Raw genomic sequence first — 23,209 nt, 5'->3', positions numbered from 1 at the left:
TAAAATAGTTCTGGGTGAGTAGATAGAAAACAGGATTTTTCTATGTATCAAATCAATAAATTTAAAATAAAAAAGCCTCTTGCATTGTTTGCACTGATGTTCTCTTTATCCCTCAGCGCAGAGGAAATAAAGGTAAGCGATCATCTCTTCTCAAGTTTTATTAATGATAGCCACGCAGATCTTTCTTTCCGTAACGTGTTTAAAAATTTAAGCACCGAGGATTATGGGGAACGCTCCATCCAAACGGCTTGGGGGCAGGGGATCACGCTTGATTATCAGTCCGGCTATTTTGCAGATATGTTGGGAGTAGACGCTTCTTATTATGGCGTGATTAAACTGGCCGCCAGCGATGATTTCTGGGGCCGTAGCGTGTTGTATAACGACAACGGCCAGGCGAAAGGTTTCAACAAGATGGGGCAGCTCTACCTGAAAGGGCGTTTGGGTGATGATGACACCTATCTGCACCTTTATTCCGGTTGGCAGCAGATTAAAAAATGGGGCGCACTTAACAACTCCACGCGCGCTATTCCAAGTACCTATCTGGGATTGCGTGGTGAAGCGGCTACCGGGCCAGTACGGGTACGCGGTGCTTATGTGACCCGTTATAGCGACAGGGATTCTCCGGATAAGATCCATTTCCTCACTGCGGATAAAAAGGAGATCAGCAGCATTGCGACCGGTGAATTGAGCTATAGCGATCACGGCTATAGCGCACTCTATTTCCTGGGTGAAAGCCATAACTATATGCAACGCCACGGGGTGGAACTGGGGTGGCAACCGGCGTCCTGGGCGGAAAATCGCCTCAAGCTTGCCAGCCAGCTGTATTACAACCATGGTCTGCAAGATTGGACCCGCATGTCCACCCGTCACAAGACGTTCGATGACGATGCTTACCATTATGCGATGTACGCCGAATGGCGCGCCGAGCGTTGGAAGCACAAGGTTGGGGCTTCATACACCCATGCCTCACTCGATAATGGCAACGGGTTAGGGCGCTTTGAGTGGCACCTGGCCAAGCACAGCCGCGGCACCTTTAACTCCATGGCCGACAGTTGGGGTAACGACTATGTGGGCGATAAGGAAAAGATGCTGGCCTGGACCTTCGGCTATGCCGTTACGCCAGAAGTTGAGCTGGGGATGGTCACCAACTATGGCTGGGGGATGAAGTACCGAGGCCATAGCATTGAGCGTGGTGAAACCCTGGTTTACTCCCGCTGGACGCCGTCACAGCCTGCACTGAAAAACCTGGCAGTGCAGCTGTCCGGTGGCCCATCCTGGAACTACCAGAGCCAGAGCAACCAGCCGAAGCTGACCTCGGATGGCAAGCCGATGCGCGCTCAGAACCACTCGATCGAACTGCAGGTGGATTACAAGTTCAACCTGTTCTAATCAACGCCTGCCTGGCCGTGTGGGGAAACCCACACGGTATCAATAAATAATTATGCATTAATAGTAACTATTAACCGGCTTGAACCCTCGAAAAAAACGTGTAATCATTGCGCGAATTCCCCATTTCATCACAGAGGAGTACAGGCATGACGGGTTTAACCACCTCAGCGCAGCTGCGCTCCAGACGTCTGATGATGCCATCACTCCATGTATCCTTAACGCCATTTATGCGAACACCGCTGCCCGTTATGCGGTAAAGCTAGCCAATGCTCGCTGTTAGGCATGATTAAAAATAGAGCTGCGGCTCTGATTTTACTGATGTCTATCGGACGCTGCCGATCCCAGTCCCCGATAGTTGTCTGATGCCTACCCGCATCGGCCGGTCATGGTTGCGCCTTGGCTCATCACTTTGCCGGGATAACCAGGGTTATCTCATTATGTGCCCAGTGGCACACCCTCATCCTTAACCGTTTGAGACTCAGCATGATGAAAGAATTGAAGATAGCAACCAGCGCCAGCCTGGTAGCCAGCATTGAAACCCTGCGCGAAATTGTGCGCGTGGGGCAGACTGACTATACCGATGTGGCGGCGGCCGTGGTCTCCGTTAGCGATGTGGATGCCGGTATTCTGGCAACGCTTAAAGCGACCGGCTTTGAGATCCCGACGTTTGTTGCCGTTGAGGGGGATGAACAGCTTTCCCCGGATCACCTACCGTTGATTACTGGCGTATTTGCCTTGGCTGCAGCGACCAAAGCGTTTTACATGGCGCAGTTGGAGGCCGCCGCCGATGCCTACGAGCAGGCGCTGTTACCGCCGTTCTTCAAAACGCTGAAAACCTACGTGGAAATGGAGAACTCAACCTTTGCCTGCCCGGGCCATCAGGGCGGCGAGTTTTTCCGTAAACACCCGGCAGGGCGCAAGTTTTTCGAGTTTTACGGCGAAACGATTTTCCGTTCGGACATGTGCAACGCCGATGTGAAGCTGGGCGATCTGCTGATCCACGAAGGCTCGGCCAAGGATGCGCAAAAACACGCGGCGAAAGTGTTCAACGCCGATAAAACCTACTTCGTGCTGAACGGCACTTCGGCATCCAATAAAGTGGTGACCAACGCGCTGCTGACGCGTGGCGATCTGGTGCTGTTCGATCGCAATAACCATAAATCCAATCACCACGGCGCGTTGATCCAGGCCGGAGCGACGCCGGTGTATCTCGAAACCGCGCGTAACCCGTTTGGTTTTATCGGCGGCATCGATTCCCAATGCTTTGATGAGGCTTACCTGCGCGAGCAGATCCGCCATGTTGCCCCGGAAAAAGCCGCTGCGGCACGGCCTTTCCGCCTGGCGATCATCCAGCTCGGCACCTATGACGGTACCATTTACAACGCCCGTCAGGTGATCGACACCATCGGCCATCTGTGTGATTACATCCTGTTTGATTCGGCCTGGGTGGGGTATGAAGGCTTTATCCCGATGCTGAAAGAGTGCTCGCCGCTGCTGTTGGAACTGGATGAGCACGATCCGGGTATTTTTGTCACGCAATCGGTGCATAAGCAGCAGGCCGGATTCTCGCAGACTTCGCAGATCCATAAGAAAGACGATCACATCAAAGGCCAGAAGCGCCACTGCAACCATAAGCATCTCAACAATGCGTTTATGCTGCATGCCTCAACCAGCCCGTTTTATCCGCTGTTTGCCGCGCTGGACGTCAACGCCAAGATGCATGCCGGTGCCGCTGGCCGCCGCATGTGGATGGAGTGCGTCAAGCTGGGGATCGACACGCGTAAACAACTGTTGGCACGCTGCTCGCAGCTGCGGCCCTTTATTCCACCGCAGGTGGCAGGCAAGAACTGGCAGGATTACGATACTGACCTGATCGCCAACGACGCACGCTTCTTCAACTTTGTACCGGGTGAGCAATGGCACGGCTTTGCCGGTTATGCGCAGGGGCAGTATCTGGTCGATCCTTGCAAGTTGCTGCTGACCACGCCGGGGATTGATGCGGCCACTGGTCAGTACACCGAGTTCGGTATCCCGGCGACTATTCTGGCCAACTTCCTGCGTGAGAACGGCATCGTGCCGGAGAAGTGCGATCTCAACTCGATCCTGTTCCTGCTCACCCCGGCGGAGAACCCGGCGAAAATGGAGCATTTGGTGGATATGCTGGTGCAGTTCGAGCGATACGTCGAGGCAGATGCGCCACTGAGTGAGGTCTTGCCGACGGTTTATCGCAAGAATCAGCAGCGTTATGCAGGCTACACCATTCGTCAACTTTGCCAGGAGATGCACGATTTGTACGTCAGCTTCGACGTGAAGCAGTTGCAAAAAGAGATGTTCCGTCAGGATCATTTCCCGCCGGTGATGATGAATCCGCAGGATGCCAACGTCGAGTTTATCCGTGACAACGTTGAGCTGGTGCCGATCGCTCAGGCTACAGGGCGCATCGCGGCGGAAGGTGCCTTACCTTATCCACCGGGCGTGCTGTGCGTGGTGCCAGGCGAAGTGTGGGGCGGTGCGGTACAGCGTTACTTCCTGGCGCTGGAGGAGGGCATCAACCGCTTGCCTGGCTTCTCACCAGAGCTGCAGGGCGTGTATATCGAGAAGAAAGATCACGGCTGGAAACGGATTTTTGGCTATATGATCAAGCAATGAAGCTCGTTATTTGGCCCCAGCTCGGCGTTCGCCATTGCACCGTACCCAGGTGTGGAAGTTAATCTGTAACAAGGTGATGTTGAGGATGAATGCCGTAGCTAAGATCTAGCACGGTAGGTCCCCTCTCCCTGTGGGAGAGGGTTAGGGTGAGGGAACGAATCATCGCTCCCCAGCCCTGTATTTTCCCACCAACGATTACTTCCGCCGATAGTTTTTCTGCGCGTTATTCACCTTCACCAGATAACGGCGTGATTCACCCGCCGGATGCTTGGTGGTCAGAGTCTGATAAATATCACCAGGCTGCATGCTGTTGATGATAGTTACCGCCTTCGCCTTGTCACTATTGAACACCCGCAACACGCTACCAGCCCCTCCGTTGTAAGCGGTGATCACCGCATAACGGCGTGAGGTCGGGTTCTGAATGCCGCCCAGGTAGTTGTTCTGCAAGATCGCCAGATAGGCAGTACCGGTATCGATGTTGTTCTCCGGATCAAACAGGTAGCTGCGGCTTGGTGTGCCCCATTTACCTTTGCTCTGGAACACGTCTTTACCGGCGGTATGCTGCACCACCTGCATCAGGCCCAGCGCGTCGGAACCGCTTACCGCATACGGGTTGAAGCTGGATTCGGTCTGCATAATCGCCAGGATCAGCGATTCTTCGACGCCGTATTTCTCAGACGCCTGGCGAACCATCGGCAGATATTTGTGTGCACGTTTATCCAGGTGGTTAGGCACCAGTTGCATCGTCACCGAGTAGATCACATGCAAGCCCGATGTGCGTCTTTTTAGCTTGTTTTGCAGCAGATAGTCGGCGAAGTGCGCCGCCCGCCATTCCCAGCGGATGGGTTGGCCCTTGTTATCCAGCACCTGGCCGTACAGGAACGGCTCTTTGCTGATCTGGATATCATTGGCGTCGGAATAGAGGTCGATCGAGCCTGGATCGTCACCCATCAACAGGGTGCTGATCACCGCCTGGCGCAGATGAGCAGCAGGATCGGTGGTGGCGATGGTTTCGATAGTGATGGTGCCCGAATCAAAGTTGATGTGGCTACGGGTCTGATATTGATCGGTATATTTGACGTAGTCCTTTGGCCCGGCAATCAGAACTTCGCTCAGCCCCCAGATGTTCTCGATATTGTGGGCAAATTGGCCCATCAAAATATCAAAGGCGTTGGTGTCTTTGACATAGGCTTCACTGACCACATCGTTTTTTTTGCCAGAACAGGAGATCAGCAAAGGCGCTATCACTAGCAAAGCTAACATTTTCTTCATCTTGTTAAAGCCGTATACGCGAAGAATTAAACAGGGGGAAAGGGCCAGCGCCTGGCCCGGAAAATCTTATTCGCTCGGTGGCGTATAGCCTTCGATGTGGACCTCATGCCCTTCGAACAGGAAACGGACCATCTCTTGTTCCAGCAGTTTGCGGTCATCCACGTTCATCATGTTGAGCTTTTTCTCGTTGATCAGCATGGTCTGCTTCTTCATCCATTCTCCCCAGGCTTCCTTGGAGATTTCGTTGTAGATGCGTTTGCCGACTTCCCCCGGATAGAGCTGAAAGTCTTGCCCATCGGCGTCACGCTGCAGGAAGGTACAAAAAATGGTTCTGCTCATGCTAATTCCTCGTCAATGGCGCTGTTGCCAAATAAACCGGGTTGGGTCGGGGACTGTTTGGCCAACTGCTGTAGCAGGCGCTCAACCGGCGCGGCCAGCCCGACCGAAGGGGGCTGCGTTAAGTTATACCAGAGACCGGAACCCGCATCCATGGCGCTACCCGCTTTGTCGATGTTCAGCCACATAGGCACAATATCCAGATGGAAATGGCTGAAGGTGTGGCGGAAGGCGGTCATTTGCTCTAAACGGCTACCTTGCAGGCCGCGTTGTTGCAGCCAGAGTTCAAGATCGATCCGCGCGCTAAACTGTGGAAAGCAGAACAGTCCTCCCCACAGGCCAGTTCCTGGGCGCTGTTCCAGCCAGACGCCATCACCCTGTTGTAGCATCAGGAAGTAGGTGGTTTTTTCCGGCAGGGTTTGCTTGGGTTTTTTACCTGGGTAGTTGGCCCAGCTGCTGTTGCCGTTGGCGATGCAGCCGATATTGAGCGGGCATAGCTCACATTTGGGTTTGCTACGGGTGCAGACCATCGCTCCCAGATCCATCATCGCCTGATTGAACTGGCCAACCCCTTTTGCCGGTGTGACCTCTTCGCTGATCTCCCACAGGCGATTTTCCACCTCTTTCTTGCCCGGCCAGCCAGCTATGGCATAGCAACGGGCCAGTACGCGCTTGACGTTGCCGTCTAGGATCGGGTAGTGCTGCCCCTGGGACAGAGAGAGAATGGCGCCAGCAGTTGAACGGCCTACGCCAGGCAGCGCAACAATTTCTTCAAAGGTTGTCGGGAACTCACCGCCGTGCTGTGCGACAATGGTCTGCGCCGCTTTATGCAGGTTTCTGGCGCGGGCATAATAGCCAAGCCCGGTCCACAGATGCAGGACTTCATCCTGCGGCGCTTCGGCCAAGGCTCGCACGTTCGGAAAGCGTGCCATAAAGCGCTGAAAATAAGGAATAACGGTGGCAACCTGAGTTTGTTGCAGCATCACCTCAGAGAGCCATACTTGATAAGGCGTTTTATCGAGTTGCCACGGCAGCGTTTTGCGGCCATAGCGTTGGTACCAGTCAAGCACTACGTGCGAGAACTGTTGTGCTTGCATCATGAGCGAGTTCGCTATCCGGCAGATAAATAATGATGCGCGATTGCAGCATAGAGTGATGGTGCTGTAAACCGGAACTTTCCGCAGTAGCACATCCGGTATGATGATGAACGCTTGCTAAAGCAAGGTATCTTTGCATAATGCGCGTTCCCCTAATTGGCAGCCAAATAGACAGAAAGCACTATGATTAATGACGTCATCTCCCCAGAATTTGATGAGAACGGCCGCGCGATGCGCCGTATCCGCAGTTTTGTTCGCCGCCAGGGGCGGTTGACCAAAGGCCAGCAGCAGGCGCTGGACAACTATTGGCCGGTGATGGGCGTGGAATATCAGGCTGAACCTGTCGATATCGCCGCGCTGTTTGGCCGTGAAGCGCCAACCGTGCTGGAGATTGGTTTTGGCATGGGGGCTTCGCTGGTCACCATGGCGGGCAATAACCCGCAGCAGAATTTCCTGGGGATCGAGGTCCACTCGCCGGGCGTGGGTGCCTGTCTGGCCGATGCCCATGAGGCGGAGTTGGCCAACCTGCGGGTGATGTGCCACGATGCGGTAGAAGTCTTGCAGAATATGATCCCGGACGCTTCACTGGATATGGTGCAGTTGTTCTTCCCGGATCCGTGGCACAAGGCGCGCCACAACAAACGCCGCATCGTACAGACGCCGTTTGTTGAGCTGGTGCAGCGCAAATTAAAAGTCGGTGGCGTATTCCATATGGCCACCGACTGGCAACCCTATGCGGAACACATGCTGGAAGTCATGAGCAGCAGCGCAGGCTACCGTAATCTCTCCGAGAGCAATGATTACGTACCGCGTCCGGACTCGCGTCCGCTGACAAAATTTGAATTACGTGGCCAGCGTCTGGGACATGGCGTTTGGGATTTGATGTTTGAGAGGATGGAATAATGGCTAAGAACCGTAGTCGTCGTTTACGTAAAAAGTTACATATCGAAGAGTTTCAGGAACTGGGCTTCTCCGTCGCCTGGCGTTTTGCCGAAGGGACTGCCGTTGAAGATATCGACAGCACCCTGGACGCGTTTATCGAGGAAGTGATCGAGCCGAACGGCCTGGCGTTTGACGGCAGTGGCTATCTGCAGTGGGAAGGTTTGATCTGCCTGCAGACGATTGGTCATTGCACCGAAGAACACCGTGAGCTGATCAAAAACTGGCTGGAAGCACGCAAGCTGAGCGATGTGAAAACCAGCGATCTGTTCGACATCTGGTGGGATTGATCCCGTCCGATTAGCATTGCCGAAGGTGCCTTAATGGCACCTTTGTTTTATCTGGTGTCCTTTCTGGAGTAGTGAGCGCGGTGGTAACAACATTAGATAACGCGTTGCTGGAGGAGATCCTGCAACAGGTACGCCCGTTGATTGGGCAAGGCAAGGTTGCAGACTATATTCCCGCGCTGGCGGAAGTTGCTGCCGATCGGCTGGCGATCGCCGTCTGTACCGTTGACGGCGAGCTGTTTCAGGCCGGGGACGCGACGGAGCGCTTTTCCATCCAGTCGATCTCCAAGGTATTGAGCCTGACGCTGGCGCTAACGCGTTATCCGGAAGGGGAAATCTGGCAGCGGGTGGGGAAAGAGCCCTCTGGCCTGCCGTTTAATTCGCTGCTGCAGTTGGAGATGGAACAGGGAAAACCGCGCAACCCGTTCATCAACCCCGGAGCGCTGGTGGTATGCGATATGCTGCAAACCCGGCTGAGTGCTCCCAAGCAGCGGATGTTGGAAGTGGTGCGCCAACTGGCAGGCGTTGATGATCTGTCGTATGACATTCGCGTGGCGCGTTCCGAATTTGAGCATTCCGATCGCAATGCTGCCATCGCCTATCTGATGAAATCGTTCGGTAACTTCGACAATGATGTGCTGACCGTGCTGCAAACCTATTTTCACTACTGCGCGTTACGGATGAGCTGCGTTGAACTGGCACGCAGCTTTGTCTACCTGGCTAACCAGGGCCGGACGCTTGATGGTGAAGAAGTGATCAGCCCGTTACAGGCCCGGCAGATTAATGCCTTGATGATGACCAGCGGTATGTATGATGGCGCAGGTGAATTTGCTTACCGGGTTGGCATGCCGGGCAAGTCTGGAGTGGGCGGCGGTATTATCGCCATCGTCCCTGATGAACTGTCGATTGTCGTCTGGTCGCCGGAGCTGGATGCATCCGGTAACTCATTGGCGGGAACTGCGGCACTAGAACTGTTGTCTCAACGCATTAGCCGTTCGATTTTTTAACTCCATCGCACATGCGGTTGGAAGGGAGTCAGGAGAAACTATGTTAAAGAGAACCGGATTGGCCTTGCTGTTGTTAACGGCTTCACAGGCGCATGCCGAGTATCAGTGCAGCGTCAGGCCACAGGACGACGTGATTATCAGCCCACAGACCGTGCAGGTGGTGGGGGCTGGCGGTAACCTGCAAATCACCGCCGACGGCGACGTCACTCGTGATGGCAAAGCATTGAGCCTGAACGATAACCAGCGCCAGAAGGCGTTCAGCTACCAGAACGCATTGCGCAAAGATTTACCTTGGATCGATCAGGGCGCGCAGCAGCATCTGGAAAAGGCGCGGGTAGCGCTGGATAAAGTCATCGTTCAGGAGTTGGGTACTGACAGCAACGTGCGTAACCGCCTGACCACGCTCAACGATCAGTTGAAGCAGCAGATGAACCGTATCATCGAACATCGCAGCGACGGTCTCACGTTCCACCACAAGGCGATCGCTCAGGTGGAGCAGGATGGCCGCAATATCGTGCAGCAGAGCATGGGCGGCGTATTGCAGGACAGCCTGAACGAAATGGGCGTCAAGCAGGTCGCCAACAGCAATGGCAACCCGTTGCAGGCGATCATGGGCAATCTGGGTGGGCTACAGCAGGCCATCAAGAACGAATGGAATAATCAGGAGCAGGACTTCCAGAACTTTGGTCGCGACGTGTGCAAGCGCGTAACGGCTCTGGAAACCCAGCGTAAGGATCTGGTCAAGGCGTTGAACTAAGGTTTGACGTCAACAGGTTCCGTTGTTTTAAGCGTTGCACTCTTAACTCGACGGAACCTATTATCCCTGCCAGATAAGCGTGTGACAGTTGAGCCTGCAATTCTACCTAAGCTATTCTTCCGGCAAGAAAAGTTCCAACAGCGAATTAAGGAACAGTTTGCCATGCTCGGTGATCTGCCAATACTCTGGCGTCTCTTGCAGATAGCCTTTGGCTAGCGCTTCGTCCAATGGTGCGCGGATCACGCTCTCATCCAGCCCGGTATATTGGGCGAACTCGGCGCGTGGCGCCGCTTCCAGCAGGCGGAAGCGGTTCATAAAGAACTCGAATGGCCGATCGTGCGCCTCGACTTCATGCAGCTTGTCCCGATAGTCACCCCGCATAAACCCCCGCGGATGCTTGGTTTTGGCGGTGCGCAGAATGCGGCCATCGGCAAAGGTCAGCTTGCCGTGTGCGCCACAACCAATCCCCAGATAGTCGCCAAAGCGCCAGTAGTTGAGGTTGTGCTGACACTGATAACCCGGTTTGGCGTAGGCAGAGGTCTCGTACTGCTGATAACCGGCGGCACTCAACAGCTCATGCCCTTGTTCAAAGATATTCCACAGCGCGTCATCATCCGGCAATACCGGCGGGCGTGAGCTGAACAGGGTATTTGGCTCGATGGTGAGTTGATACCACGACAGATGCGGCGGATTAAGAGCGATAGCTTGACGCAGGTCGTCCAGCGCTTCTTCCAGTGACTGATCCGGCAGGCCATGCATCAGGTCCAGATTGAAACTACGTAAACCTAGGCCGGTTGCCAGATGTGCCGCGCGTTTGGCCTCATCCGGGCCATGAATGCGCCCCAGACGGGTTAACTTCTCGGCGCTAAAGCTTTGTACGCCAATCGAGATGCGGTTCACCCCGGCGCGCTGGTAGCCACTGAAGCGATCGGCCTCCACGGTGCCTGGGTTGGCTTCCATGGTGATCTCGGCGTCATCCTCGACGTGAATGCGCGCCCGCACGCCATCCAGCAGCGCTTGCATGGCTTCAGCACTCAACAGGCTCGGCGTACCACCACCGATAAAGATAGTGTTGATTGCACGACCACTGGCGAGCGGCAAATCTGCATCCAGATCCGCCAGCAGATGATCGACATATTCCTGGTGCGGGACTTCGCCCTTCAAGGCATGCGAGTTGAAATCACAGTATGGGCACTTTTGTACGCACCAGGGAATATGGATGTACAGGCTGAGCGGGGGCAGTTGTACGCTGTTAGCTGGCATTACGCATCGCTTCCAACATCAACTTCAACGCCTTGCCACGGTGGGAAATGGCAATTTTCTCTTCCCGCGTCAGCTCTGCTGCTGTGCAGCCCAAATCTGGTACGTAGAAGATCGGATCGTAACCGAAGCCGCCAACGCCGGCCGCTTCAAAAGTGATCTCACCGTTCCAGCAACCGTGGAATACCAGCGGGGTGGGATCTTCTGCATGGCGCATATACACCAGCACGCAATGGAATTGAGCACCGCGCTTGCCCGCAGGCACGTCTTTCAGCGTCACCAGCAGCTTGTCCAGATTCTGCTGGTCGCTGGCCTCTAAACCGGCGTAGCGGGCAGAGTAGATACCCGGAGCGCCGCCCAAGGCATCGACTGCCAGGCCAGAGTCGTCGGCAATCGCTGGCAGGCCGGTGATTTGCGCAGCATGGCGGGCTTTGAGAATAGCGTTTTCAATAAACGTCAGGCCGGTTTCTTCGGCGGAGTCTACGCCAAGATCGGTTTGTGCTACCACGTCAAAGCCGAAATCGGCCAGCAGTTCGGCGAGTTCACGCACTTTGCCGGGGTTGCCGGTGGCAAGAACGATTTTTTGCATATATAGATACCTTGAAATTATTCGATCAGCGCCGAGATGACGTCCGGGATCTGTTGCGGGTTGAGGATGCGCAGTTGCTTGTGCCGCCCCAGTTCGCCTTTCTCTATGAGCACGTTGCTTTTCGCCACTTTGAACTGCTTGGCGATAAACTTGATGAGATGAGCATTGGCCTGGCCATCAACCGGCGGTGCGGTGATGGCGACTTTTATCTCGTCGCCATGCAGGCCAATAATCTGATCGCGGCTGGCTTTGGGCTGAATATATAGCCTGACCACCAGCCCGTCCAGGTGCGTGGTGACTGCGCTCACAGCAGGAACCAGAGCTCGCCAAACAGATCCATTCCCAGGTAGTTGATAAGATACAGGATCAGGATCACTACCATCGCGGAGAAATCAATGCCGCCCATCGCCGGGATCACGCGGCGGATAGGGGCCATCAACGGCTCGGTAAGCTGGAACATCACATAGTCAATCGGGCTGCGGCCCTGGCTGATCCAACTCATCAAGGCGCGAATGATCATCACCCAGAAGATCAGGTAGCCGACGGATTTGATCAGAGAAATCAGGCCAAACAGCAAGTTGTACAGGCTGAGTGACAGGGTACCGCTCTGGATCAGCAGCAGTAGCGGATATTTGATGGTCATCAGCAGGAATGCCAACAGCAATGAGGCGCTATCTACCGGCCCCATCGAAGGAACGATGCGGCGCAGTGGGCCGACGATCGGCTGGGTGATTTTCACCACAAACTGCGAAAACGGGTTATAAAAGTCAGTGCGCGTTAGTTGCATCCAGATGCGCAACAGCAGCACCATCACGTAAATATCAACGACGGTTTTGACCAGGAAAGTCAGCGTTAGCATGTAAGTTACCCTTCTCCTTAACTTCTGGGTTATCCCCTTGGTTTTCAGACCACCTTGGCGGCCTGAAACTCATCGGGCATAGTTAAAATGATTTTTCCATTTCCTGCGCACGGGAAACAGCGGCCTGCATGGCTTTGGCAACGGTCTCTGGCAACCGTTGTTCGTTGAATACCCGCAACGCCTCGGCGGTAGTGCCCCCTTTGGAGGTCACTTGCTCACGCAGAGTGGCTAGCGAAATCTCCGGATTAGCGGCGGCCAATGCCGCAGCCCCGATAGCGGCTTGCTGCACCAGATCGCGCGCGGCCTGGCTGCTGAACCCCATACGCTCGGCCTCCTGTTGCATGGCATCCATAAACAGGAAGAAATAGGCCGGTGCGCTGCCTGCCGCGGCGATCACGCCATTAATGCCGTTTTCGTCATCGACCCAGCAGACTTTACCCACCGAACTCATCAGATCGCGGGTGTAATCACGATCCTGTTGGCTAACCTGCTCGGGAGCATACAGCCCGCTCATCCCTTTACCCACTAATGAAGGGGTATTGGGCATGATGCGCACGATATTCAAGCCTTCACCAAGCATTTGATAGAAACGGCTCACCAGAATACCCGCAGCGATCGACAGCACCAGTTTACCGGAGAAATCGACCTGTTCCTGTAAAGGTAAGCAAACCTGCGCCATCATTTGCGGTTTCACCGCCAGGACCACGACGTCGGCCTGTTTTGCACAGGTGATGTTGTCTGCGCTGCTGTTGATGCCATATTCGGCGGCCAGGGCGTCACGGTTTTTTGCTGACGGCGCACAAACGCTGATGGCGGCTGCCGGATAGCCACCGGCGACCAGGCCCGCAATGATAGCGCGAGCCATATTACCGGCACCAATAAAGGTAATTTTGCGATGTTGCATCAAATCCTCGTTATACGGTGGTGTGCGAGTAGTCACGGGCACCAAAAATTGCGGTGCCGATACGAACCATCGTGCTGCCAGCGGCGATCGCTGCCTGCATATCATCTGTCATGCCCATCGACAGCGTATCCACCTGCGGATAGCGCTGCTTGAGCTCCTGGAAAGCGTCGTTCATCTGGCCGAATGTCGCCAGTTGGCGCTGATAGTCGTGTTCCGGTGCTGGGATGGCCATTAACCCACGCAAGCACAGGTTAGGCAATGCGGCTACCGCCTCGGCCAGCGCTGGCAGCTCACTCAATACAATGCCAGATTTACTCTGCTCGTCACTGATATTTATCTGGATCAGCACGTTTAACGGCGGCATTTCTGCGGGGCGCTGATCGCTCAGGCGCAGGGCAATACGCAAGCGGTCAACGGTGTGGCACCAGGCAAAGTGCTCTGCCACCAGCCTGCTTTTATTGGATTGCAGCGGGCCGATAAAGTGCCATTCCAATCCAGCCCCTTCAGGCCGCTGGGCAAAATACTGGATCTTGTCTACCCCTTCCTGCACGTAATTCTCGCCGAACGCGTGCTGGCCTGCGGCGATGGCTTGTGCGATCGCCTCCGCAGGTTTGGTTTTGCTGACTGCAAGCAATGTCACTTCTTCTGGAATGCGTGCGCAGTCTTGAGCGGCCGCGGCAATACGGCTCCTGACATCCTGCAGATTCTGTTGGATAGTGCTCATGATTAACCCGGGAGATTGATATGGATATCGATGAATTTGTGGCTCTTAGTGTAAAGCATAATGCCTCCGATCTGCACCTTTGTACCGGCCATCTGCCAATGTTACGTATCGATGGTGAACTCCAGGCCGTGGAAAGTGGGGAAATCCTTACCCAACAGCAGATGGAGGCATGGTGCCAAGCGCAGTTGTCGAAGACGATGTGGCAGCAACTCCAGCAGGTGGGGCAGCTCGATCTGGCGTTAGCCCTTGCTGGTGGCACCCGGCTGCGTGCCAATTTCTTTTTGCAGAATACCGGGGTCTCCGTGGCGTTACGCAGGATCGCCAGCCAGTGCCCCACGTTGGCCGAACTGACCACCCCGGAAATTATTCCGGCGCTGCTGCAGCGCGAAGATGGCTTGATACTCGTCACCGGCGCTACCGGCAGTGGCAAGTCGACCACGTTGGCGGCGATGATCGACTTTATTAATCGGCATCAGCGCCGCCATATCCTCACGCTGGAAGATCCGATCGAGTTTATCCATCGTAGCCAGCGTTCCCTGATTCAGCAGCGCGAGTTAGGGCGGGATACCCACAGTTTTGACGATGCGTTGCGGGCCGCACTGCGTGAGGATCCAGACGTGATCCTGCTGGGGGAACTGCGTGATACCACCACCGTTCGGCTGGCGTTGACCGCGGCAGAAACCGGCCATTTAGTCTTGGCTACCTTGCATACCCGCAGCGCGCCACAGGCGGTGGAACGGCTGGTGGATATTTTCCCGGCGGAAGAGAAAGCCTATGTTCGGGCTCAGTTGGCCAGTAGCCTGCAGGCGGTGATCGCGCAAAAGCTGCTGAGCAAGCCCGGGGGAGGGCGTGTTGCCATTTACGAGATCCTCACGGCCACGGCGGCGGTGAGCAGCATGATCCGCGAAGGGAAAACTCATCAGTTGGTCAGCGTATTGCAAACCGGTGCGCAGTCAGGCATGCAAACTTTTGAACAGGGCTTGCAACAGCGTGTTGCGCAGGGAATATTATAATGCCACAATCAATTAACTATTCTCCCCCTTATTTTTAATTGCAATCAATAGCACAGAGGTTGTGTGCGAGAGCGAAGTATATTGGTAACTTAAGTGCGAACCCCGTTGCACTATTAAGCAGCTATCTTTGCGCTGTTATTTTTAGGATTAGTATTAGGATAAGGATATTCTTATGAGTTCCTGGCTGATTGTTGACGATCACCCTGCAATTTGTTTCGCTGTGAAAGCAATTTTATCTTCATTAGGTAATGACTCGATCTTTACCGCAACTAACGGTCTGGATGCCATGGCGCAAATAAGGGAAAATACGCCTAAGCTGGTAATCCTTGATATCATGCTGAACAAAATGGATGGGCTGCAGATCCTACAGCATATTCGCCAGGTAGACAGCGCTATTAAAGTAGTGGTCTATACCAGCCTGCCCACGGGGAGCTACGCAGAAAGAGCGTTGCGTGCCGGAGCTAGCGGCTTTTTCAACAAGGATCAGGATATCAGCCAATTGGCTCCATTGTGCCAGTTGGTGCTGCAAGGCTATGCCTGTTTTCCACAGATTACTCTGATGCCTTTGCTAAACGCACCGCAAAAAAGCAAGAATAATCTTACGAATCTTTCCGATCGTGAACTGACCGTGTTACGGTATTTTTCAGAGGGCCTTAGCAATAAGGAAATAGCCGATCGTCTGATTTTGAGTAATAAAACCATCAGCACTTATAAGACACGTCTGATGGAAAAACTAAAAGTTAGCAGTACAGAAGATTTAGTGGCTTTTTTTCATCATCAGAGCGAACGACCTGACGATGAATAAATTCCTTTTGATACTTTTGTTTTTTTGCTTTGGTGTTTCCGCTGGGGAAGTTCCAGAATTTCGTGAAACTAATTTGCTTAGCCGTAGCCAGGTTCAATTATCCGAACCCGAGCTAACCAGTGATGATTGGCAATGGTTGCGCCGTAAACGTGTGCTGGTTTTCGGCATTGCGGCCCCCAATTATTCTCCTTTTGATATCATCAGTGGCACCCGGGATTATGGGGGTATCAATGCTGATTACCTGGGGATCATCGGCTATAACCTTAACGTACAGATAAAGGTGCGTTACTACGAAGATGCCTCAGCCCTGCGGCGTAGTCTGGATAAGGGAGAAGTCGATCTGATCGGCAATGTCGCTGCAAAAAACGTAGCCGATCCCAACATGCTGCTTTCTACGCCTTATGTCTCTGCCTCACCGGCATTGGTGGTGCGCACCGACAGTCTGCTGCAACAGAATCCCCCCAAGCGCATTGCTATCGAACGCCTATACAGTGGTAATCAGAGCTTGGTAGCAAGCTTTCCGGCGGATTATCAGGTTTTTGACATACCGCGTCGGGCGCTGGAGGCGTTGTCGTTCAAGAAGCTGGACGCTTTTATTGGTGATGCCACGGTGGCTCGCTATTTAATCAATCAGGGCAACCTGAACAATCTGCGTTTGCAATTGCTGCCACAGCAGGACATCAAAGGTTTCTCCTTTGGCATGGCCAGCGGGAATGTGCGTTTACAGCGAATACTGAACGCTGTTTTAGCGAGCATTCCGGAAAGCACCCATGCAGAGATCCAGAGCCGCTGGAATGGCGGGATCCCCATGTCACAAAGCGATGAACACCTGCTGCTGACCTCACTGGAAAGAAAGTGGGTGGAAGAACATCCCAGGGTGCGCTTGGCCGTTAATGGCGATTTTGCCCCTCTGGGCTTCTTCGACGTTCAGGGGGAGTTCCGCGGTCTGACAGCCGATGTGATGGAGGCTATCTCTAGCCGTATAGGGCTCAAGTTTGACATCATCCGCGCGCAATCACTGCAAGACTCCCTGGATGCGGTGAAAACCGGCAGGGCGGACATTGTCGCTGGCGTGACGTTAGATGCAATCTGGCCTAACGGGTTGCTGACGACTCGATCTTATTTATTCAACTCTTGGGTATTGCTGGGGATCCAGGATCAGATTAGCCATGATCCTCCGCAGTTGATTGCTCTGGTGGCAGGGCACCCTCTGCAGGTTCTTTTGCGGGAACAGTACCCCGATAGCCGGATCATTACCGTGCCTTCACCCCAAGCCGGTATTGAGGCGCTAAAAGCGGGAAAGGCAGAAGCACTCGTGTTGCCGATGATTAGCGCCGATTACTTCCTGGCTCGGGAGCCCTCCTCGGGGTTAAGTATTCTGAGTGCTCTGGATATTGAACCGGCGCGTTTTGTGATTGGTGTCTCTGGCAATGAGTATCCCCTGGCAACTATCCTCGACAAGGCATTGCTGAATATCCCCCCAGAGGATATCCATGCGATGACCAGCAATTGGTATAACAATACCTATCTGCTTGAAGGGACCCCGGGTGATGGAAAATTGCTTGCCCACTGTTATTCCACAGCGTGGTTACTGATCGTTCTGTTGCTGGCAATGCTGGTGATAGTCTTGGTTATCAGCCGGTTGCGCAATAATCGCCGCCTGGTGCAGCGTTGCCAGGCGGTCATCGATAGCGTGCCCTTGCCGATTTACATCACTAATCTGAAAGACCAGATAGTGATGGCGAATACGCCGTTTTTTAATGCCATCAATGTTCCAGCAGAGACGGTGATCGGTAGCTCACTGGAGAACTACTCACTGCAGTTACCTGTTGCGTTGGATATTGGCCGGGGCGGTGAGCAGGAACCGGTTTTATCTGTTATGCAGTTTGGGGGCCAGTCGCGCATTTTGCAGCAGTGGGGCCAATTGCTGATTACTGAAGATCAGCGTGCTGAAGGAAAAATTGGCGGGTGGTTCGATGTGACCGAACGCGATCGCCTGATTGCTCAGTTACAGCAGGCGAAGGAGCGTGCTGACAGTGCCAACCGGGCTAAAACCACCTTCCTGGCCACCATGAGCCATGAGATCCGCACTCCGCTCAATGCCATTATCGGCATGTTGGAACTGTTGCTGAACCGCCCGCAGCGGGAGGAAGCTTTAGATCGAGAACTGCTGAGCGTTGCACATGAGTCCGCCCATTCTCTGCTGGCCTTGATTGGTGACATTCTTGATATCTCACGCATTGAGGCGGACCGTCTGATCCTGCATCCACAGCGTGCAGATATCCGTCGCCTGATTGAAGCCGTGGCGATGTTATTTGACGGTGTGGCACGCCAAAAAGGGTTAGCGTTCAGGTTGGATATTGACGCGGAGATCACCGGCGATGTGTTAGTTGATCCCATGCGTTTCAAGCAGGTGCTATCCAATCTGGTGAGTAATGCCATCAAGTTTACCGAGCAGGGACAGGTCACACTCAGTGTCGCGGTCGATCAGATTAGTGAAGAACGAGCTGATCTGCGGCTACGTGTTTCTGATACTGGCAAGGGGATTGATGCAGCCACTCAAGAGCGTCTTTTCCAACCCTTTACTCAGGGCAATGGAGAGGCTGGCGGGACAGGGCTTGGGCTGTATATTTGCCGCAAGCTGGTGGAGATGATGGGGGGAACCATCGCATTGAACAGTGAGGTTGGGATTGGCAGCGACGTCACCGTGCTGCTTTCGGTGCCGAGATTGCTGAAATTCCCCCCTCAAACACCTCTGGAGGAACCAGCCCCGATGGCACCATCCCAACTGCGGGTACTGATCGTTGAAGATCATCCAGCGGGCAGAATGTTATTGACCCAACAGTTGCAGTTTCTAGGCCATCAGCCTAGTGCGGTGGGGGATGGGGAGCAGGCGCTGCAGTTGTTGGAGCAGGAGAGCTTCAACCTGATTATCACCGACTGCCAGATGCCTGAACGCGATGGTTACAGCCTGAGCCGCCAAATCAGGCACCTCGAGCGTGAACAGCAGTCCGTTCCTACGGTGATCTGGGGGCTGACGGCCAATGCGCAAGAAAGTGCACGGGAGGCATGTCTGCAGGCGGGAATGGATGACTGCCTGTTCAAGCCGGTTAACCTGAGCATATTAAAAATGAAATTGTCTACGCTGCCACTGACTGATGCGGGACGCAGTGAAGAGGAACCTGCGTTTGTCGTGGAAGATTTGCCAGCGGAATTGCGCCAGCCAAAGGTATTGCAAGAGTTCATCCAAACGTTGCTGGATTGTTTACAGGAAGACTGCACGCAACTTGCCATGGACATGAAGCAACAACCGATGGACCTGATAAGCATACGGGCGTTGGCTCATAAATTGGCCGGTGCGGCCCGGTTGGTGAATGCTGAAAAATTGAATCAAGCTTGTCAGTCATTGCATGACAACCCCGTTCAGGCAACCGCAACGGCGGTGCAGGGGGAAGCGCAACGGCTGCTCAGCACCTTAAGTAGGCTACAACGGACTACAGGAGAATAGTCCCTTCCTACAGAGTGATTAAGGCTTCTGTGGATATTAAGGTAAGCACGATCATTTTATTCTTTGTTGCACAGGAAGGGGGGCTTTGGGGCTCCTCAAGTGTAATAACGTTTAAGGATTAAATGATGAAAAACACCACTAAATTAGCGATTCTGCCACTGGTTCTGGTTCTGGGCGCGAGCTTCTCTACCATGGCTAATGCGGCTTACGACTGTAACGCCAAGCGTGCTGCGATCGAATATCAGATCCAGCAGGCTGAGAAGTACGGTAACTACAACCGCGTAGCGGGTCTGAAGCGTGCTCTGAGCGAAGTTAATGCCCATTGCACCAACGGCAGCGTGCTGCAGGACGCGCAGAAGAAAGTTACCAAGCTGGAACAGAAACTGGCCGACAAGCAGCAAGACGTCCAGGAAATTAAAGCCGACCTGCGCGAAGCTCAGGCTAAAGGTGACGCCAAGAAAGTGGCCAAGTACCAGAAAAAACTGCAAGAAAAGCAGGCTGACGTAAAAGAAATCAAACAGGAGCTGAAGCAGGCTCGTGCTGAACTGGCCGCTGCACAGAAATAAGCAGTCATGATTTGGTAATTAAGGGGCGCAGATGCGCCTCTTTTTGTGTTGGATAAATATTGTGGTTAGCACTCAGGGAACGAATGAAACCCACTTTTCATATTGCCATTATGTCGTTAGGCCTGTTGGTTAACGGTGCCAGGGCTGAAATAAATAACGTCTATCTCATTATTAACGATAACTTTAAGGGTGAGGTGGCCGTTAACCTGGGGCTGGATGAGCAGCCGTGTATTGATGCCTCATTGCTACGTGAGTGGGGGATACGTGATGCCGTGATAGTGATGGAAACGACCTCTGAAGGTTGTATTCTGCCCGGCGTATTGAGTGCCCGAAAAATTGGGGTTTTCTATGAGCCGATAGCACAATTGCTGACGGTAGATATCCCGGCCAGCATGCTGAGTGACAGCAAGCTGGCAGGCCGCTGGGATGACGGCATCAATGCGGCATTTGTTAACTATCAGTTCAATTACGGCCATTATGCGGGCGAAAACTATCGCGATACGCAGCGGCACGACAGCCTGTATGCCGATATTACCACCGGGGTAAACGTGGGCCCTTGGCGGCTGCGTTATCAGCCTGTCTATCAGAAAGAGATCTGGGGCAACCCGACCTGGCACACCGAAAGGGCGCTAGCCTATCGGGATCTCAAAGCCTGGCGCGCTACGTTGACCTTGGGTGACAGCGTGACGCCATCAGTTTTATTCGACAACGTCCGATTCCGTGGCATCAGCCTGGTATCGGATAGCCGAATGCTACCGGATGGCCTGCGGCAGTTTTCCCCCTGGATACGCGGCTTCGCACGGAGTAATGCGGAGGTGAGGGTGCGCCAGAACGGTGAAGTCATCTATCAGACGTTTGTTTCCCCGGGAGCATTCGTGTTGAAAGATGTCTATCCGCCCGCGCTTGAGGGGGATCTTACCGTCACGATACGCGAAAGCGACAGTACCGAAACCGAACGAAAAATCCCCTACTCCTCCATGCCCAACCTGGTTTACGCCGGCCAGTGGCGCTATGACGCCTCGGTGGGTAAATACCAACCCTATTACGGCATGGAGGAGGAGCAGCCAGGCTTTGCCCAGGCCTCGCTCAGTTATGGGCTCCCAGGAAAGGTTACGCTGTATGGTGGTTTCCAGGGGGCAGATATTTATCGCAGCGTGGCGGTCGGGATTGGCAAGAGTCTTAACCACTGGGGAGCGATTTCGGCGGATTACACGTTTTCATCTGCCCGTCAGCCAAGGCGTTCAGCGCCGGACACCGGCGGCATGGCGCGTATGCGTTACGCCAAGGCTTTCCCTGCCTGGGAGTCTTCCCTCAGCCTGATGGCGCAATATTATCCGCGGCAGCGCTATCGCACGTTTGGCACGGCGATAGATCAGCAGAGCACCTATTGGTGGGACTGGGAAGACGGCATTTTTGTCGGTGACTTTGACGAGGAAAAAAAGTATCGCCTGGAAGCGCGCTATAACCAGTATCTGTCCGATTCAGACAGCCTTTACCTGACGTTGGCTCGAGAGGCCACGCGGGGTAATCAAAGAGGCGAAACCAGCGTCGAGATGGGCTTCAGCGCCAGCCTGGGTAAGGTAGACGTTGCGCTGTATGCGGAATATAACCGCCCCTCGTATGGCAAAGAACAGGCACAGTTGGGGCTCTCTGTCTCGCTGCCGTTGAACGCGCTCGGCGCACCACGTATGAAACTGAACTACGATCATACGTTGGCTAACGATCGGACCGACAGCCGGCGGATAGGCGTCAGCGGTACGCTGCTTGATGACTATAGCCTGAGCTACAATGCCAGCACTAGTCAGAGCCAACGCAATGGCAGCAGCCAGGATCTGAGCGCCAATTATCAATATAACGCAGGTGACCTGCGGGTAGGTCATTCGCAAGGGGCAGGCTATCGCCAGCAGAATCTGGAGCTTGCTGGCAGCCTGATGGCGCATCAGGAAGGCCTCACGCTTGGGCAGACGTTAGGCGAAACCGTGGCTATCGTCAGCGTGCCTGGGACGCCGGGGATCGGCATCGATAATCAGTATGGCGTCACCACCGACTGGCGGGGCTATGCGCTGATAGGCAATCTGACGCCGTACCGTATCAACAGTCTGACGCTGGACAGCCTCGAACTACCGGATACGCTTGAATTGCCTGAATCTGATCAGGAAGTGGTGCCTACCGCCGGTGCGATCATGTTCAGCCGCTTTGCTCCGGCACGGAAAATCAGCCTGGATGCTGCTCAAACCAGCTCTCCAGAATAACCACGGCGGAGGCAGAATCAACGCTGCCTTTATCCAATGCGCGGAATCCCCCATGGTCAAACAGATTGGCCCGTGCCTCAACGGTGCTCAGGCGCTCATCATGCAGGGCAATCTGCACGCCAAAGCGGCCATGCAGCCGGTTGGCAAATTTACGCGCTCGTTCGGTCAGTGGCTGCTCGGTGCCATCCATATTCAACGGTAAGCCAACCACCACCAGGTCTGGCTGCCATTCTTTCAGCAGGCGTTCGATCTTCTGCCAGTCAGGAACACCGTCCTGAGCTTTAAAGGCCGCCAGCGCCCGAGCGGTGCCGGTAATTTCCTGGCCGATAGCCGCGCCGATGCTTTTGGTGCCGAAGTCGAAGGCGATAATGGTGCGGTTAGTCATCAGGCGTGTCCTGCGTGGCTGGCAATGCTGCGAATATCGATGCCAAGGCGGTTGGCTGCTTCGCGCCAGCGGTTGGCGATCGGCGTGTGGAACAGAATGTCGGTGTCAGCCTCGGTCGTCAGCCAGGCATTCTCCAGTAGCTCTTGTTCCAACTGGCCCTTTTCCCAGCCCGCATAGCCAAGCGCCACCAGCACATCGGCGGGTTGATCTGGCGTGCCAAGCGTTTCCAGCACGTCTTTTGAGGTGGTGATCATGGTGGCCAGTGAGATTTGAATGCTGGAACCAAAGCCTTTGCGTGGGGTATGCAGAATAAAGCCGCGATCGTCAGCCAGTGGGCCGCCAGCAAACACCGGCTTATCCAGGCTGATCGCCGGATCGCGCGGTGAAGGCTTGATGTCGAGTTTATCCAGCACCGTCTCCACGGTGAAATGTTCCACGGGCTTGTTGATCACTAATCCCATGGCTCCGTCGTCATTATGTTCGCAAACGTATATCACCGAACGTTTGAAGCGCGGATCTTGCATTGCGGGCATGGCAATCAGGAAATGGTGCTGTAAATTCATGGCGTTAATTCAATTCGGAAGTAAAATGCATGCCCTCTCCCAATGAGA

General features: G+C 54.2%; 22 protein-coding genes. 11 read left to right on the top strand and 11 right to left on the bottom strand.

What is annotated here, in order from left to right; genetic code table 11:
- Nucleotides 1–42: 42 nt before the first annotated feature.
- Entirely contained in the window at nucleotides 43–1,389 is a 1,347-nt protein-coding gene (locus tag A6U95_RS11400; RefSeq protein WP_065684562.1) for an OprD family outer membrane porin, read from the top strand.
- A 486-nt stretch (nucleotides 1,390–1,875) separates the two neighbouring features.
- Nucleotides 1,876–4,038, top strand: coding sequence for an ornithine decarboxylase SpeF (gene speF / locus A6U95_RS11395; protein ID WP_065684802.1), 2,163 nt, complete (start codon nucleotides 1,876–1,878; stop codon nucleotides 4,036–4,038).
- Nucleotides 4,039–4,233: 195 nt separating this feature from the next.
- Here speF and mltC read toward each other — a convergent pair whose 3' ends face one another.
- The 3 genes from mltC to mutY all read right to left on the bottom strand — a co-directional run bounded on the left by mltC (nucleotide 4,234) and on the right by mutY (nucleotide 6,746).
- Nucleotides 4,234–5,310, bottom strand: coding sequence for a membrane-bound lytic murein transglycosylase MltC (gene mltC, locus A6U95_RS11390; protein ID WP_021806301.1), 1,077 nt, complete (start codon nucleotides 5,308–5,310; stop codon nucleotides 4,234–4,236).
- A 66-nt stretch (nucleotides 5,311–5,376) separates the two neighbouring features.
- Nucleotides 5,377–5,649 (bottom strand): oxidative damage protection protein, encoded by a 273-nt coding sequence (locus tag A6U95_RS11385; RefSeq protein ID WP_024484083.1) that lies wholly within the window; start codon nucleotides 5,647–5,649, stop codon nucleotides 5,377–5,379.
- On the bottom strand, nucleotides 5,646–6,746 hold the full coding sequence (mutY, locus tag A6U95_RS11380) for an A/G-specific adenine glycosylase (protein WP_065684561.1): 1,101 nt from the start codon (nucleotides 6,744–6,746) through the stop codon (nucleotides 5,646–5,648). Before mutY ends, A6U95_RS11385 begins: the two co-directional genes overlap by 4 nt.
- Nucleotides 6,747–6,926: 180 nt before the next feature.
- On the opposite strand from mutY, the gene trmB reads away from it, so the two are divergent.
- From trmB to A6U95_RS11360, 4 genes are all read left to right on the top strand, one after another.
- Nucleotides 6,927–7,646, top strand: coding sequence for a tRNA (guanosine(46)-N7)-methyltransferase TrmB (gene trmB / locus A6U95_RS11375; protein WP_021806299.1), 720 nt, complete (start codon nucleotides 6,927–6,929; stop codon nucleotides 7,644–7,646).
- Complete coding sequence (locus tag A6U95_RS11370) at nucleotides 7,646–7,972, top strand: YggL family protein (RefSeq protein WP_065684560.1); 327 nt, start codon at nucleotides 7,646–7,648, stop codon at nucleotides 7,970–7,972. The genes trmB and A6U95_RS11370 overlap by 1 nt, the downstream gene beginning before the upstream one ends.
- A gap of 80 nt (nucleotides 7,973–8,052) precedes the next feature.
- Nucleotides 8,053–8,976 (top strand): glutaminase B, encoded by a 924-nt coding sequence (glsB, locus tag A6U95_RS11365; protein WP_065684801.1) that lies wholly within the window; start codon nucleotides 8,053–8,055, stop codon nucleotides 8,974–8,976.
- Nucleotides 8,977–9,016: 40 nt separating this feature from the next.
- Entirely contained in the window at nucleotides 9,017–9,733 is a 717-nt protein-coding gene (locus A6U95_RS11360; RefSeq protein WP_065684559.1) for a DUF2884 domain-containing protein, read from the top strand.
- Between the two features lie 111 nt (nucleotides 9,734–9,844).
- Here A6U95_RS11360 and hemW read toward each other — a convergent pair whose 3' ends face one another.
- From hemW to A6U95_RS11330, 6 genes are all read right to left on the bottom strand, one after another.
- On the bottom strand, nucleotides 9,845–10,996 hold the full coding sequence (gene hemW, locus A6U95_RS11355) for a radical SAM family heme chaperone HemW (RefSeq protein WP_065684558.1): 1,152 nt from the start codon (nucleotides 10,994–10,996) through the stop codon (nucleotides 9,845–9,847).
- A complete protein-coding gene (rdgB, locus tag A6U95_RS11350; protein WP_024528364.1) occupies nucleotides 10,986–11,582 on the bottom strand; it encodes an RdgB/HAM1 family non-canonical purine NTP pyrophosphatase in 597 nt (198 codons plus the stop codon). Before rdgB ends, hemW begins: the two co-directional genes overlap by 11 nt.
- A 17-nt stretch (nucleotides 11,583–11,599) precedes the next feature.
- Nucleotides 11,600–11,890 (bottom strand): DUF167 family protein YggU, encoded by a 291-nt coding sequence (yggU, locus tag A6U95_RS11345; RefSeq protein ID WP_024528363.1) that lies wholly within the window; start codon nucleotides 11,888–11,890, stop codon nucleotides 11,600–11,602.
- Nucleotides 11,887–12,441 carry a YggT family protein gene (locus A6U95_RS11340; RefSeq protein ID WP_021179666.1) on the bottom strand — a complete coding sequence of 185 codons (555 nt, stop codon included), beginning with the start codon at nucleotides 12,439–12,441 and terminating at the stop codon, nucleotides 11,887–11,889. The genes yggU and A6U95_RS11340 overlap by 4 nt, the downstream gene beginning before the upstream one ends.
- Before the next feature lie 82 nt (nucleotides 12,442–12,523).
- Nucleotides 12,524–13,345 carry a pyrroline-5-carboxylate reductase gene (proC, locus tag A6U95_RS11335; protein WP_065684557.1) on the bottom strand — a complete coding sequence of 274 codons (822 nt, stop codon included), beginning with the start codon at nucleotides 13,343–13,345 and terminating at the stop codon, nucleotides 12,524–12,526.
- Nucleotides 13,346–13,355: 10 nt separating this feature from the next.
- On the bottom strand, nucleotides 13,356–14,069 hold the full coding sequence (locus A6U95_RS11330) for a YggS family pyridoxal phosphate-dependent enzyme (protein WP_024528361.1): 714 nt from the start codon (nucleotides 14,067–14,069) through the stop codon (nucleotides 13,356–13,358).
- Nucleotides 14,070–14,089: 20 nt separating this feature from the next.
- Here A6U95_RS11330 and A6U95_RS11325 point away from each other — a divergent pair, with 20 nt between their 5' ends.
- The 5 genes from A6U95_RS11325 (at nucleotide 14,090) to A6U95_RS11305 (ending at nucleotide 22,213) form a co-directional block, all read left to right on the top strand.
- A complete protein-coding gene (locus A6U95_RS11325; protein ID WP_065684556.1) occupies nucleotides 14,090–15,082 on the top strand; it encodes a type IV pilus twitching motility protein PilT in 993 nt (330 codons plus the stop codon).
- Between the two features lie 172 nt (nucleotides 15,083–15,254).
- Entirely contained in the window at nucleotides 15,255–15,887 is a 633-nt protein-coding gene (locus tag A6U95_RS11320; RefSeq protein WP_065684555.1) for a response regulator transcription factor, read from the top strand.
- The gene (locus A6U95_RS11315) at nucleotides 15,880–19,395 is read left to right on the top strand and encodes a transporter substrate-binding domain-containing protein (RefSeq protein WP_065684554.1); all 3,516 of its coding nucleotides are present in this window, start codon (nucleotides 15,880–15,882) and stop codon (nucleotides 19,393–19,395) included. The genes A6U95_RS11320 and A6U95_RS11315 overlap by 8 nt, the downstream gene beginning before the upstream one ends.
- Before the next feature lie 122 nt (nucleotides 19,396–19,517).
- The gene (locus A6U95_RS11310) at nucleotides 19,518–19,961 is read left to right on the top strand and encodes a DUF1090 domain-containing protein (protein ID WP_021806288.1); all 444 of its coding nucleotides are present in this window, start codon (nucleotides 19,518–19,520) and stop codon (nucleotides 19,959–19,961) included.
- Between the two features lie 83 nt (nucleotides 19,962–20,044).
- Nucleotides 20,045–22,213, top strand: coding sequence for a fimbria/pilus outer membrane usher protein (locus A6U95_RS11305; protein WP_065684553.1), 2,169 nt, complete (start codon nucleotides 20,045–20,047; stop codon nucleotides 22,211–22,213).
- Here A6U95_RS11305 and ruvX read toward each other — a convergent pair.
- Together ruvX and A6U95_RS11295 are read right to left on the bottom strand one after the other, a co-directional pair.
- Nucleotides 22,176–22,598: a Holliday junction resolvase RuvX gene (gene ruvX, locus A6U95_RS11300; protein WP_021179674.1), complete on the bottom strand. Its 423-nt coding sequence runs from the start codon at nucleotides 22,596–22,598 to the stop codon at nucleotides 22,176–22,178. The genes A6U95_RS11305 and ruvX overlap by 38 nt on opposite strands.
- A complete protein-coding gene (locus A6U95_RS11295; protein ID WP_065684552.1) occupies nucleotides 22,598–23,161 on the bottom strand; it encodes a YqgE/AlgH family protein in 564 nt (187 codons plus the stop codon). The genes ruvX and A6U95_RS11295 overlap by 1 nt, the downstream gene beginning before the upstream one ends.
- Nucleotides 23,162–23,209 lie beyond the last annotated feature (48 nt).

The organism is Serratia sp. 14-2641, from assembly GCF_001692375.1.
GTDB classification, from domain to species: Bacteria; Pseudomonadota; Gammaproteobacteria; order Enterobacterales; family Enterobacteriaceae; genus Chania; species Chania fonticola_C.
This window is presented reverse-complemented; position numbering and strand designations above follow the sequence as displayed.

Coding starts and splice junctions, on each gene's coding strand:
- A6U95_RS11400 (WP_065684562.1), top strand. CDS start 43: ATGTATCAAATCAATAAATTTAAAATAAAAAAGCCTCTTGCATTGTTT.
- speF (WP_065684802.1), top strand. CDS start 1,876: ATGAAAGAATTGAAGATAGCAACCAGCGCCAGCCTGGTAGCCAGCATT.
- mltC (WP_021806301.1), bottom strand. CDS start 5,310: ATGAAGAAAATGTTAGCTTTGCTAGTGATAGCGCCTTTGCTGATCTCC.
- A6U95_RS11385 (WP_024484083.1), bottom strand. CDS start 5,649: ATGAGCAGAACCATTTTTTGTACCTTCCTGCAGCGTGACGCCGATGGG.
- mutY (WP_065684561.1), bottom strand. CDS start 6,746: ATGATGCAAGCACAACAGTTCTCGCACGTAGTGCTTGACTGGTACCAA.
- trmB (WP_021806299.1), top strand. CDS start 6,927: ATGATTAATGACGTCATCTCCCCAGAATTTGATGAGAACGGCCGCGCG.
- A6U95_RS11370 (WP_065684560.1), top strand. CDS start 7,646: ATGGCTAAGAACCGTAGTCGTCGTTTACGTAAAAAGTTACATATCGAA.
- A6U95_RS11360 (WP_065684559.1), top strand. CDS start 9,017: ATGTTAAAGAGAACCGGATTGGCCTTGCTGTTGTTAACGGCTTCACAG.
- hemW (WP_065684558.1), bottom strand. CDS start 10,996: ATGCCAGCTAACAGCGTACAACTGCCCCCGCTCAGCCTGTACATCCAT.
- rdgB (WP_024528364.1), bottom strand. CDS start 11,582: ATGCAAAAAATCGTTCTTGCCACCGGCAACCCCGGCAAAGTGCGTGAA.
- A6U95_RS11340 (WP_021179666.1), bottom strand. CDS start 12,441: ATGCTAACGCTGACTTTCCTGGTCAAAACCGTCGTTGATATTTACGTG.
- proC (WP_065684557.1), bottom strand. CDS start 13,345: ATGCAACATCGCAAAATTACCTTTATTGGTGCCGGTAATATGGCTCGC.
- A6U95_RS11330 (WP_024528361.1), bottom strand. CDS start 14,069: ATGAGCACTATCCAACAGAATCTGCAGGATGTCAGGAGCCGTATTGCC.
- A6U95_RS11325 (WP_065684556.1), top strand. CDS start 14,090: ATGGATATCGATGAATTTGTGGCTCTTAGTGTAAAGCATAATGCCTCC.
- A6U95_RS11320 (WP_065684555.1), top strand. CDS start 15,255: ATGAGTTCCTGGCTGATTGTTGACGATCACCCTGCAATTTGTTTCGCT.
- A6U95_RS11315 (WP_065684554.1), top strand. CDS start 15,880: ATGAATAAATTCCTTTTGATACTTTTGTTTTTTTGCTTTGGTGTTTCC.
- A6U95_RS11310 (WP_021806288.1), top strand. CDS start 19,518: ATGATGAAAAACACCACTAAATTAGCGATTCTGCCACTGGTTCTGGTT.
- A6U95_RS11305 (WP_065684553.1), top strand. CDS start 20,045: ATGAAACCCACTTTTCATATTGCCATTATGTCGTTAGGCCTGTTGGTT.
- ruvX (WP_021179674.1), bottom strand. CDS start 22,598: ATGACTAACCGCACCATTATCGCCTTCGACTTCGGCACCAAAAGCATC.
- A6U95_RS11295 (WP_065684552.1), bottom strand. CDS start 23,161: ATGAATTTACAGCACCATTTCCTGATTGCCATGCCCGCAATGCAAGAT.